The sequence below is a fragment of the Accumulibacter sp. genome (genome assembly GCF_029255125.1).
Lineage (GTDB): Bacteria > Pseudomonadota > Gammaproteobacteria > Burkholderiales > Rhodocyclaceae > Accumulibacter.
The window spans coordinates 1-10,326 of the sequence record NZ_JAPUVR010000040.1; the positions used below are offsets into that span (position 1 = coordinate 1).

Annotated in this window: 16 protein-coding genes; 11 read left to right on the top strand and 5 right to left on the bottom strand. The window is 66.0% G+C overall.

The window, feature by feature from the left end; genetic code table 11:
• Positions 1-534, bottom strand: a 534-nt coding sequence (locus Q1L59_RS01995) for a sigma-70 family RNA polymerase sigma factor (protein ID WP_300327623.1), incomplete at its 3' end; no start/stop codon positions are given.
• A gap of 202 nt (positions 535-736) precedes the next feature.
• Between Q1L59_RS01995 and Q1L59_RS02000 the strand changes: the two genes are divergently transcribed.
• The 5 genes from Q1L59_RS02000 to Q1L59_RS02020 all read left to right on the top strand — a co-directional run bounded on the left by Q1L59_RS02000 (position 737) and on the right by Q1L59_RS02020 (position 4,242).
• Positions 737-1,333 (top strand): cytochrome b/b6 domain-containing protein, encoded by a 597-nt coding sequence (locus Q1L59_RS02000; protein ID WP_300327624.1) that lies wholly within the window; start codon positions 737-739, stop codon positions 1,331-1,333.
• 14 nt (positions 1,334-1,347) lie between these two features.
• Positions 1,348-2,136 carry a molybdopterin-dependent oxidoreductase gene (locus Q1L59_RS02005; protein ID WP_300327625.1) on the top strand — a complete coding sequence of 263 codons (789 nt, stop codon included), beginning with the start codon at positions 1,348-1,350 and terminating at the stop codon, positions 2,134-2,136.
• Positions 2,137-2,225: 89 nt separating this feature from the next.
• Positions 2,226-2,480: a pentapeptide MXKDX repeat protein gene (locus Q1L59_RS02010; protein ID WP_300327638.1), complete on the top strand. Its 255-nt coding sequence runs from the start codon at positions 2,226-2,228 to the stop codon at positions 2,478-2,480.
• Positions 2,481-2,678: 198 nt separating this feature from the next.
• Complete coding sequence (locus tag Q1L59_RS02015; RefSeq protein WP_300327626.1) at positions 2,679-3,485, top strand: spondin domain-containing protein; 807 nt, start codon at positions 2,679-2,681, stop codon at positions 3,483-3,485.
• Between the two features lie 472 nt (positions 3,486-3,957).
• Positions 3,958-4,242, top strand: a complete 285-nt coding sequence (locus Q1L59_RS02020; protein ID WP_300327627.1) for a hypothetical protein — start codon at positions 3,958-3,960, stop codon at positions 4,240-4,242.
• Positions 4,243-4,281: 39 nt separating this feature from the next.
• Here the strand turns inward: Q1L59_RS02020 and Q1L59_RS02025 are convergent, their stop codons facing one another.
• The 3 genes from Q1L59_RS02025 to Q1L59_RS02035 form a co-directional block, all read right to left on the bottom strand.
• Positions 4,282-5,043, bottom strand: coding sequence for a hypothetical protein (locus tag Q1L59_RS02025; protein WP_300327628.1), 762 nt, complete (start codon positions 5,041-5,043; stop codon positions 4,282-4,284).
• Between the two features lie 280 nt (positions 5,044-5,323).
• Positions 5,324-5,455: a hypothetical protein gene (locus Q1L59_RS02030; RefSeq protein ID WP_300327629.1), complete on the bottom strand. Its 132-nt coding sequence runs from the start codon at positions 5,453-5,455 to the stop codon at positions 5,324-5,326.
• Between the two features lie 52 nt (positions 5,456-5,507).
• Positions 5,508-6,590: a hypothetical protein gene (locus Q1L59_RS02035; protein ID WP_300327630.1), complete on the bottom strand. Its 1,083-nt coding sequence runs from the start codon at positions 6,588-6,590 to the stop codon at positions 5,508-5,510.
• Between the two features lie 88 nt (positions 6,591-6,678).
• Here Q1L59_RS02035 and Q1L59_RS02040 point away from each other — a divergent pair, with 88 nt between their 5' ends.
• The 6 genes from Q1L59_RS02040 to Q1L59_RS02065 are packed head-to-tail and all read left to right on the top strand — an operon-like array spanning position 6,679 to position 9,068.
• Positions 6,679-6,906, top strand: a complete 228-nt coding sequence (locus tag Q1L59_RS02040; protein WP_300327631.1) for a hypothetical protein — start codon at positions 6,679-6,681, stop codon at positions 6,904-6,906.
• Positions 6,891-7,133, top strand: a complete 243-nt coding sequence (locus Q1L59_RS02045; protein ID WP_300327632.1) for a hypothetical protein — start codon at positions 6,891-6,893, stop codon at positions 7,131-7,133. The genes Q1L59_RS02040 and Q1L59_RS02045 overlap by 16 nt, the downstream gene beginning before the upstream one ends.
• The gene (locus Q1L59_RS02050) at positions 7,130-7,507 is read left to right on the top strand and encodes a hypothetical protein (protein WP_300327633.1); all 378 of its coding nucleotides are present in this window, start codon (positions 7,130-7,132) and stop codon (positions 7,505-7,507) included. Before Q1L59_RS02045 ends, Q1L59_RS02050 begins: the two co-directional genes overlap by 4 nt.
• Complete coding sequence (locus Q1L59_RS02055) at positions 7,498-7,752, top strand: hypothetical protein (RefSeq protein WP_300327634.1); 255 nt, start codon at positions 7,498-7,500, stop codon at positions 7,750-7,752. Before Q1L59_RS02050 ends, Q1L59_RS02055 begins: the two co-directional genes overlap by 10 nt.
• A 24-nt stretch (positions 7,753-7,776) precedes the next feature.
• A complete protein-coding gene (locus Q1L59_RS02060) occupies positions 7,777-8,295 on the top strand; it encodes a hypothetical protein (RefSeq protein ID WP_300327635.1) in 519 nt (172 codons plus the stop codon).
• Positions 8,295-9,068: a formylglycine-generating enzyme family protein gene (locus Q1L59_RS02065; protein WP_300327636.1), complete on the top strand. Its 774-nt coding sequence runs from the start codon at positions 8,295-8,297 to the stop codon at positions 9,066-9,068. Before Q1L59_RS02060 ends, Q1L59_RS02065 begins: the two co-directional genes overlap by 1 nt.
• A 79-nt stretch (positions 9,069-9,147) precedes the next feature.
• Here Q1L59_RS02065 and Q1L59_RS02070 read toward each other — a convergent pair whose 3' ends face one another.
• Positions 9,148-9,927 (bottom strand): DUF3782 domain-containing protein, encoded by a 780-nt coding sequence (locus Q1L59_RS02070; protein WP_300327637.1) that lies wholly within the window; start codon positions 9,925-9,927, stop codon positions 9,148-9,150.
• Positions 9,928-10,326: the final 399 nt, after the last annotated feature.

Here is a 10,326-nt window from a genome sequence, read left to right on the forward strand (position 1 = left end):
ACCCCGGTGCACGCCGATCTTGACCGCCGACACCGACATGCCGGTCAGCCTCGCCGCCTCCTCGACCGAATGGCCGTCAAGCCGCGTGTGGATGATCGGCAAACGGTGGCGGTCGGGCAATTCGTCGAGCAGCTTGTGGAGGTCGCGGCGCGCCTCGGCGGCGTCGGCGTCGGCTGTGGTGAAGATTTCGTCAGCCGCATCGAGCGCTTCGTTCGGCAGGTCGTGCACCGCCCGCCGGCGCAAGAAGTCGACCAGCTTGTAGCGGGCAATGGCGTGTACCCACGCCGACAGCGGTTGCCGCTGGTCGTAGGTGTGCCGCTGATTGTGTATTGCGAGCAGCGCTTCCTGCACGAGATCCTCCACCTCATCGGGCAAGCTCAGCAGGCGTTTGCGCAGAAACGCCCGCAGGTGCTTGCTCAGTTCTTCGAGAAACGTCTGATAGCGCCTGCTGTCGCCGGACAGCCCGGCGAGCAGCAGCTCGCGCAGACGATCTTCGCGCGCACGCCAAGGGTTCTCTCTCTCTATTCGTTGCATCGAGGTCTTTGGTTACCCGCGAGCGAAAAAAATCTTTCGTCCGTGCGCAAGGAATTTCTGCCCGAAGGTGTAACCGGCTGCGGCCAGCCGACGAACTACCTTGCACAGGCAAGCAATACAGCGTCCGGCGAAGACCCCGCAACGCTTGCCGCCGCCAGACGAAAGCCAGACGAAATATACGCCTCATCCGGAAGCAAAGGACATGAACCTGAAGACTGCCGTGATTCACCCGCTTTGGTTGCGCCTGACGCACTGGCTCAACGTCGTCGCCGTCATCGTGCTGACGCTCAGCGGCTGGCGCATCTACAACGCAGCGCCGTTCTTCCCCTTCGTCATCCCGAAATGGATGACGCTCGGCGGTTGGCTCGGCGGCGCGATCCAATGGCATTTCGCGGCAATGTGGCTGCTCGCCGGCAACGGTCTGCTCTACCTGGCGTGCAACGTGCTGAGCGGGCGCCTGCGCCGCAAGTTCTTCCCGTTGTCGGCGCGCGCCTTCGTCGCCGACCTGCAGGCGGCCTGGCACGGCCGGCTGTCGCATGCCGACCCGACGCACTACAACACCGTGCAGCGCGCGGCGTACCTGTTTGTCATCGCGGATACCGTTCTCCTCGTGCTGTCCGGTCTGGTGCTGTGGAAATCGGTGCAGTTTCCGCTGCTGCGCGAACTGCTCGGCGGCTACGAAGCGGCGCGCCGGGTCCATTTTCTTGCCATGTCGGCGCTGCTCGCTTTCATCGTCGTGCATCTGGCGATGGTCGCGCTCGTGCCGCGCACCCTGCCGGCGATGATTCGCGGGCGCTGAAAGGAACCATCACCATGAGCGCAAACCCCTTTCGCTGGCTGGCCGACAACGGCGACGCCGTTCTCCGCGCTGCGCGCAACGAAGTCGGACGCAGCGTCGTCGTGCCCGAGCGGCGCGCCTTCCTGCGCCGCACGCTGACGCTCGGCGGGCTTTCCCTGCTCAGCGGCTGCGCGCTGGTCGACGAAGAGAGTGTCGAGAACGCCTTGACGCGCATCTCGCGTTTCAACGACAAGGCGCAGGGCTGGCTGTTCGATCCGCAACAACTGGCGCCGACCTATCCCGATTCGCTGATCGCACGCCCGTTTCCGTTCAACGCCTTCTATGGCGAAAACGAGATTCCGGTGGTCGACGAGGAGGGCTTTCGCCTCGAAGTCAGCGGCCTGGTCGCCGACCGCCACGCCTGGACGCTGGCCGAATTGCGTCGCCTGCCGCAGCGCGAGCAGGTGACGCGGCATATCTGTGTGGAAGGCTGGAGCGCCATCGGCAAGTGGGGCGGCGTCCCTTTCGCCGACTTTCTGCGCCGCATCGGCGCCGACCTGAGCGCCCGCTATGTCGGCTTCAAGTGCGCCGACGACTACTACACGAGTATCGACATGGCGAGCGCCATGCACCCGCAAACGCTGCTCGCCCTCAGTTGCGACGGACGCACGCTGGAGCCGCGCTACGGCTTCCCGCTCAAGCTGCGCATCCCGACCAAGCTCGGCTACAAGAACCCGAAGCACATTCAAGCCATTTTCGTCACCAACACTTACCCCGGCGGTTACTGGGAAGACCAGGGGTACAACTGGTTCGGCGGCAGTTGAGCGGCGACGCCCAACTGCCCTGAAAAAGCGGCAAACCTGCCGATCAATCACGCTTTCATTCAATCAATAGCAAGGAGTCAACCATGAATATCAAGAGACTTGTCGCCCACACGCTGCTCTCGCTCAGCCTCGCGCTGGCCGGCGGAACGGCTTTTGCCGCCGACGAGATGAAGAAGGACGAAATGGCCAGGGAGCACATGGCGAAAGACGGCATGAAGAAGGACAACATGACCAAGGACGGCATGGCCAAGGACGGTATGAAAAAGGACGCGATGGCCAAAGATCACATGGCCAAGGACGGCATGAAGAAGGACGCCATGGCCAGGGATGAAATGAAGAAGTAACAAAGCTCCGCCGCGGGTTCGTCCCGATCAGGCTCGCCGATCCGCGCACCTGCCGGCCAGACCGCCGGCGCGCGTGGTGGGTTTCCGCGGACGACCCCCGACCCATTCAGCGCGCGGGAAACGACAGGCGCCAGCGCGCCTTGCGTCTTTCCCTCGCCTGGCTCCGCTGCACTACCTCATTACCCAAGGAGATCCATCATGCTGCATCCTCGTTCCTTCACGCCCGCCCGGCTGACCGCCGGCACTGCCGCACTTGCGCTCTGTGCCACCGCCGGCGCGGCGCAGCTCACGCTCAACGTTACCGTCGAAAACCTTGCGCCAAGCAACAGCATCAGCTTCGCACCTCTGCATCTGGGCTTCAACAACGGCAGCTTCGACGCCTTCAACAGCGGCCAGACGCCGACAGCGCAAATCATCTCGGTCGCCGAGGGCGGCAGCGGCTCGGCCTGGCATCCGGCTTTCGCCGCGACCGACCCGGGAGCGACGCGCGGCACGATCGCCGGCCGCCTCGACTCCGGGCAGACGCGCAGCGCGACTTTCCAGGTCGACGCGCAGGCGAATCCCTTCTTCACCTTCGCCTCGATGGTCGTCCCGAGCAACGACTTCTTCATCGGCAACGATTCGCCGACGCGCTATCGGCTGTTCGACGCCGCCGGCAATCTGCTGCTCAGCTCGATCGAACAGACCGCCGCCGACATCTGGGACGCCGGCTCCGAGCTCTTCGATCCCGCCGCCGCTGCCTTCGTCGGCAACAACAACCTGCGCACGCCGCAGAACGGCGTGGTCAGCGCCAACTTCGCCGAGCTGGCGGGCTTCGACGGTCTGCCGACCGCCGCCGGCTACGTCTTCACCAGCGGACTCGCCGCCGATACGAACGTCTATCGCATCCGCTTCGAGGTCGTTCCCGAACCCGGAACCTACGCGCTGATCGCCGGGGGCTTGCTGGCCGTCGGCTGGAGTACGCGCCGCCGCCGTCCGCCGTCGTCGTCCGTCGTCTCCGCCTGAGGCAAATTCCTGGCCGCCAGCGCCCGGCCAGCGTGGCATCGCCCACGGGGCCGTACGCGCTGCCTTCAGGCGTTACGCCGAACGCCGGCCTGGCGAAGACGCTCAAATAGCGGTTGATCGGATCGGTACGGCCAGCCACCGCTGACATGGTAGTGCACCGAGATGCGCGAACCGACTTCGCCCCGCGATGGCCCATGAAGCGTGAGGCCCCAGCCGGCTCCCCGTCGTCGGGCGCGAGTGTCGACGGCGAATCGATCACCGAATCCCATTCGGCCGGCACGACGAGGCGGAAATGTCCACTGACCGTGATCACCGGCGCGGCTTCCGTCGCCACCTGCACGGGATCTGCGCTGCCCACTGGCGTTTCCGCCCGCGCCGGGGCGAGGATGGCGGTAGCGGCCAGAAGCATTGCCACAAGAGTATGCCGCCCTCTACAGACTGACGGTGGTCGCGTGGACGCGCGCATGCGCGCATGCGCGCAAAAACACGCAGCATGTCAGTTGCCATTGCCGATGAAGAGTACGCGGGCAAAAATGGAATGTACCGGGTCGAGCACATACAGCTAGCCGTCGCGCCACTGCAGCCGACCGCCCAGGCCGGCGAGCTTTTTTTCCGCAACGCCGCGGTCGAGCGCGAAAACGGCGTCGGCGGTGGCAACGAATATCTCGCCTTTGCGGGTGTTGACCGCCAGGCCGGTGATTTCGCTGCCGTCCGGAAAGAGAAACAGCAAGGCCGGCGACTTTCAGCGCATCCTTGAGCACCGTATCGGCGGTTTCGCCAACGTTGTAGACGATCTTTACGCCGGCGGCGAGATTCTTGTTGGGGCGGTGTCGAGCGCCATCAGCGGCATGCTTTCGACAAGGATCTTGCGCGTTTCCTTGAGCCGGTCGACCAGCGTCAGCAGCGTTGCCGCGCGGGCCACTTCGGGCGGCAGACTGGCGGCACCCCAGGCGCGCAGGTAATCCTTTTCGTCGCCGCAGGGCGCGATGCAGGAAGGCGGACGCAGCAGCCTGACCATTCGCTGGACGGCTTCCGGCTCGGGTGCTTGCGCGTCCACGCGTGTCGGCGGCTGGCCGGTGGCAATGCGAGGGATAGACGCGGCGGCCGGCAATCTGATCTCGCAGCCCTGCGCCGGGTTCGTGCAGGTCGGCAGCATCGCTGGCGTTGCCGACAATGGAGGGGCCACGGCCAGCGGTTTCCAGACGGCCAAGAACAGGGTTTCCGGTCCGGCCAGCCATTCACGCGCCGCCTCGTCGCTGGGAAAGGCGTGTTCCGCAGCAGCGGGATCGGGCAAGCGCGCTACGCCGACATCGGTCGGGGCAGCGCCGGCATCTTCGAGTGCGAGCAGGCGCACGCCGCTCGCTGGCGGCGCACTCCCGGAAGCCGGCGCGCCGGGCAGCGAACTCAGCGCGCCGAGCAGCTTGCGGTGCTTCTCCTCCGCCTGACGGGCGCGCTCCTGCGCCGCAAGCCGCTCGGCTTCGGCTTGCTGGCGCTGGAGTTCCGCCTCGTGGCGTTCACGTTCCAGATCTGCCGGCGATGGACCCGGGCTTGCCAGCACGGCGCCCAGCACGGCGCCGAAGAGCGAAGCGCCGATCGATGCGCGTGCACTGGCATATTTGCCCTTGGTCGAGCGCGTCCACTGGCCGCTGTTTCCCCCCCGTGCCGCTGCAATTTGGCATGCTGCGCGCAGAAGTGCACGTGCAGTTGAGGTTCGGATGGCTCAGACGGTACGAGGCGAGACTACCATGACAGTCGATTTCTCGCCCCATGCCGGTGCGATGAGAACGGCGTTCGCCAAGGCGACCGCCAGCATGCTTCGGTGAATCGCCGCCATCAGGTCAATATCCGCTCTGCCGCATACGGCCCGCGCTGCCCGGCTGCGTATCGATCTTCAGTTCCCATTCGTAGATTTTGTCCTGCGCCGCACGGGCGCTTTCCGCGCTCGGAGCAAGTTGCAGGTGACGCTGCATCGACTCGGTCGCCTGGCCGTAGCGGCCGATCAGGCCGAGCAGCAGCGCCCGGTCATAGTGGCGCCCACCACGGCGCCAGGCGGATCGCCTGGTCGTAGCGTCCGACGGCGCGGGCGTACTCCTTGTCCTCGACGACTCCTCGCGCCTGCACCAGGAATCGCCGTGCCGCCTCGGGCAGGCCCGGTCTTGTCGGCAGTGTCGGATAGATCAGCGCCAGGCCCTGAAAGGCCTTGTCCTGCGCCGCAGAAGGCGGTAGTTCGCCAAAGGCGCGAACGAAGGTCGCGAAAGCCGCGCGCCGATCGCCGCCGCTCAGTTGCTGCTGCGCCTGCAACAGCAGCCCTTCTTCGACTGCCGCGCCGCGTTGGCTTTCTTTGCGCTCGAGTGTGTCGAGCACCATCCTGGCGGTCGAAAAGCCAGCGCCGTTCCTGGTCTCCTTTCCGTCGTACAGGATTTGCAGCGCATGACGGGCAAGTTCCCGGGCGGCGTGCAGGTCGCCATCACGCAGCCTTGCGATTGTCTCGCGCGTTTTCGTCCACGATCGCTTCTTCGTCTCGACCAGGTCGATGAGCATCGGCAGTGACGTTTCGAAATCGGCGGCAATGATCTGCGCGAGATCGGCTTCCGCCTGGTCGAGGCGGCCGAGCAGCAGGTTGGCAACGGCGCCCGATTCGATCAGGAAGTTCTCACGGAAGCCCTTCGCGGGAGCGAAGGTGGAAGTCGGACCCGTCTTGATAATTTCACTACCGGCGAGAAACTCGGCTTCCGCGCCTGCGGCGTCGCCACTCGCTGCCTTGGCCAGGATGCGAATGGCGTATCCCGCGTCGGCTTTCAGCAGGTCCGAGTTCGCGCGGACGATGACGCCGGCGTCCTCGATCGCTCCGGCGATATCCCCCAGGAGCAAACGGATGCTGGCGCGCTGATGACGGATGATCAGCGTGCCGGTGCCCGCGAAGAGAAGTCCGCCGGGACCGCGAGCCAGGCTCTCCGAGGCGAAGTGCTGCGCTTCCGGATGCTTGCCCTGCTGTGTCAGGCTGTTGATCTGGTTGACGTCGTCCGCCCAGTCGGCATGGATCGGTTGCGCCATGCACAGCAGTGCGGTCACGCTGGCGATCAAGCGTTGTCGTGTTTGAAACATCCTTGCTCCGCTTCGTCTAGCGCATCTTCGGCGACGATCCTGTTCGATCATCCAACAGTTGCTCGTCACGGCCAGAACGAGGCACGTCTTGAAGAGTTTCGCCGTCGCGCCGCCTGATCAGCAGCCGGGCGCGATGCTGCCGCATCGCGAGGAACCCGACAAGATCTGGACGACACCGCAAAAGGAGGGTCGCGTGCCGCTCGAAGATCGCGCCGCGATCCCCGTCACCATCGAGGCCGGCGATGAAACGAGCCGGCGCTGCTTGACGAACAGACCTGCGCCTGTCTGCGTGCCGAAAATGTGTTTGCCGCGTTGAACGGCGAAGCGCGTTTCTTCGTCTTCCCCGCCGGCGACGAGTCGGCCTTGAGCGATGCGCTCATCCAGTGGCTTGTCGACCACCTGGCGACCGACGTTCTCGTGCTGCAGGACCGCCCGGCGGGCGAGGGGCTCGATGGGCTCTACCGTTACGACGAAACGACGCTGCTGACGCTGGTAGCCCACCTCCTGCGCGAGCTTGCCGCGCCCGAATCGAATCCGCCATGACGCTACCCACGTACGACCGCAAGGAAATCGAGCTGCCCGCGACGGGTTCGTGGCCGGGCAGCCGGCATCGTTTCGACGACGAACAGGTGCGCGTGCTGCGCGCCGCCGAGGCCGCCGGCCGGCCGCTGCTCGTGCGCGGCGATCCGGGAACCGGTAAGAACCAACTGGCACACGCCGCCGCGGCGCACCTGGGCGCCGTTCCCGGCAGCACGGTGCCGGCCGACCTCAATGCTGCGCGCTACATCGAGCCCGGTGCGCTGTGGTGGGCGTTCGACTGGGCGGGCGCCGCGGCGCAGCTCGCTGCCGCGCGCCTGCGGCATCGCGCCCGAAACGCCGGAAGGCGAGTGGACGCCGGCGCGGCACGGTGCTGCTGATTGACGAGATCGACAAGGCGGAAGCCGACCTGCCGAACGGCCTGCTCGAAGCGCTCGGCAACGGCCGCTTCAGCGTGCCGCCGCTGGCGCGCGCCGTGGCGCGGCCCGCCGGGGCGCCGGTGCCGCTGGTCATCGTCACCTCGAACGAAGAACGCGAGCTGCCGGCCGCCTTCCTGCGCCGCTGCCTAGTGCTCACGCTGCGCCTGCCGAAGGCGCACGGCGAGCTGATCGCCTACCTGGTCTAGCGCGGCGCGCTGTATTTCCCCGCCTTGCACAAAGCCCACACGAGCGCGTTGACGCAGGCGGCCGAACAGTTGCTCGCCGCGCTGTCGCTCGCCGTCGTCGTCGAACCCGAACTGCTGCGTGCGCTGCGCCTGGCGCTCGGCGTGTCGACGGCGGGCGAACTCGCCGCCTGGAACCACGCCGACAGCGAACCCTGCCTGCTCGGCACGCAACTGCGCCGCAAACGCCTTGCCGATCACCGGCGCTACCTGCGTGGTGAAGAACTGCCGCTGCGCCGGCGGCTGGCGAAGATCGTCGCCAGCCGGCGCGTCGGCGAGTCGCTGCTCATCCAGCTTGAAGAGCAGGCGCTCGCCGCCGACCTCGCCGAGCTCGACGCGGCGCAGGCCGGCGAACGCTGGGCGCGCGCCGTACGCACGCTGCAGCGCGCAGCGCACGGCGCAGGCAATGGGACTCGCCGCCGCTTGCCGGCGACGACGCTGCGGCTTGCTGGCCGCCAAGGACGAACGGCTACAGCGCCGCGCCGCGCGAGCTCGCGCCGGGAGTAGTGCTTGGCGCCGACCTCGCGTATGGCCTCTACGCCGACCTGACGATCGCCGGCGTCGTCCAGCGCTTTCGCTGGATCGCCCCCGGCGAGTTCTGGATGGGTTCGCCGGCCAGTGAGGCTGGACGTTATGGCAGCGAAGGATCACGCCACCGCGTGCGTATCACGCAAGGCTTCTGGCTTGCCGACACTGCGTGCACGCAGGCGCTATGGTGGGCGGTGATGCACGGCAACCCGAGCCGTTTCGCTGACGATCGCCAGAAGCCGGCCAAGAAGGTGAGCTGGAACGAAGTGCACGCGTTCCTGCGACGTGTCGACAAGCTGTTGCCTGTCGTTCGGGCCAGCCTGCCGAGCGAAGCCGAATGGGAGTACGCGTGTCGCGCCGGCAGCGAGACGGCATACGCCTGCGGTGACGGAATCACGCACGAACAGGCGAACTTCGCGGGGAAGCGAGGCGGAACAGTGGCGGTGAAATCGTTTCCGCCGAATGGCTGGGGCTTGTACGAAATGCACGGCAACGTCTGGGAGTGGTGTGCCGACCGACTGCGGACCTACGGCGCGGCGGTGCAGGACGACCCAAGGGGGCCGGAGCCCGACGCGTGGGATAGCCTTCGCGTCGTGCGCGGCGGCTCGTGGCTCCACGGGGCCAGGGGGCTTCGCTCGGCCTACCGCAACGCGTGGCATCGCGTCTGGCGCGACGCCGCCGTGGGTTTTCGCTTCGTCCTGAGGTCCCCCAGTCCGGAACAGGACAGTGCCGCGGAGCGCCTCCGGCGGTAGCCGCAACGGCCACTTGCGACCCCGGAGGGGACGTAAATGTGGCCGCGCTGGACAAGACGCGTTTCGGCCCGGCCTTGCCTTACAAAGCCTCCACCTCGGTCGAATCGCCGTAGATCTCGATCCCCAACGCCGCCGCCAGCTTGACCGCCCGCGGGTCGATCATCGGCGAAATGACGATCAGCCGATTCGCCGTCCGCTGGTGCCGTCGCTCGTAGAAGCGCGCCTTGCGCTCGAAGCTGTACATTCCCGCTTTGTCGATCGACGATTTGAGCTCGCAGATCAACAGCAGGCCATTGCGGATGATCACATCCAGTTCGACCTGATCCGGCCGCCCGAACACTTCGCCCTGGTCGTCGTACTCGTTGACGTTGATCACCTGCACCCCGAAGCTCTGTTCGAGAATCCCCGCCAGCGCGTCGCGGAAGGCTTTCTCAGACTGCGTGCCCCAGCGCGCGCCGAGCGCCCCGATCGAACGATCAACCTTCTTCGCCTGCTCCATGATCTCCTCATGGAGCCGCCGCAGTTCCTCCTGGTTCGCTTCCCACTTGCGGTTCTGCTCGTCCCACTTGCGGTTCTGCTCATCCCACTTGCGATTCTGCTCATCCCACTTGCGGTTCTCCTCGTCCCACTTGCGGGTCTCCTCGTCCCACTTGCGGTTCTGCTCCTCCCACTTGCGGGTCTGCTCCTCGCGGTCACGCCGCAATTCGGCCAGGATTTCGTAAAACCGATCCTGGGTTTCAGCCCGGTCGGCGTATTGTCCTCGGGTCAGTTCCAGGATGAACGAGCGCAAATCCGGGTCAGCGCGCAACAGCGCCGGCAATTCCCGCCGAAGCGTTTCCTTCAAGGTTTCCGTATTCATCGCAGCATGCCGATTGTTTCCGACCAGAGTTTCCCACCAGATGACGCGACCGGCGCCGGCTTGGACTGCCGGTCGCGGGGGTTGTCCAGCGCGGATTATGCCAGAGCAGCGAACGAACGCCAGCGGGGCGCAAGGGCGAGTTCGCCCGGCAAGCGCAGCCGGTGCTGGCCTGGGCGGCCTGGAATCCGCCGGCATGGCGTGGCCGTGGAATACGCAGGAATCGCAGGAATGGGACACCTGGCTGAACGACGTCAATCACGATGCATCGTCGAATCAGGGTGAAATTGTCCTTCGGGCTAATAGCTGAAGAATCTGTTGCTTAGGGGCAGCCTATGGACATCGGGTGAAGAAGTCTGTATAAAGGGTAGATGGCAGCGGAACTTGACGCGTTGCGTGTGC

What these genes read in the sequence shown, in the direction of transcription:
- Q1L59_RS02000 (WP_300327624.1), top strand. Translation starts at nt 737, where the DNA reads ATGAACCTGAAGACTGCCGTGATTCACCCGCTTTGGTTGCGCCTGACG.
- Q1L59_RS02005 (WP_300327625.1), top strand. Translation starts at nt 1,348, where the DNA reads ATGAGCGCAAACCCCTTTCGCTGGCTGGCCGACAACGGCGACGCCGTT.
- Q1L59_RS02015 (WP_300327626.1), top strand. Translation starts at nt 2,679, where the DNA reads ATGCTGCATCCTCGTTCCTTCACGCCCGCCCGGCTGACCGCCGGCACT.
- Q1L59_RS02020 (WP_300327627.1), top strand. Translation starts at nt 3,958, where the DNA reads ATGCGCGCAAAAACACGCAGCATGTCAGTTGCCATTGCCGATGAAGAG.
- Q1L59_RS02030 (WP_300327629.1), bottom strand. Translation starts at nt 5,455, where the DNA reads ATGCAGCGTCACCTGCAACTTGCTCCGAGCGCGGAAAGCGCCCGTGCG.
- Q1L59_RS02035 (WP_300327630.1), bottom strand. Translation starts at nt 6,590, where the DNA reads ATGTTTCAAACACGACAACGCTTGATCGCCAGCGTGACCGCACTGCTG.
- Q1L59_RS02050 (WP_300327633.1), top strand. Translation starts at nt 7,130, where the DNA reads ATGACGCTACCCACGTACGACCGCAAGGAAATCGAGCTGCCCGCGACG.
- Q1L59_RS02070 (WP_300327637.1), bottom strand. Translation starts at nt 9,927, where the DNA reads ATGAATACGGAAACCTTGAAGGAAACGCTTCGGCGGGAATTGCCGGCG.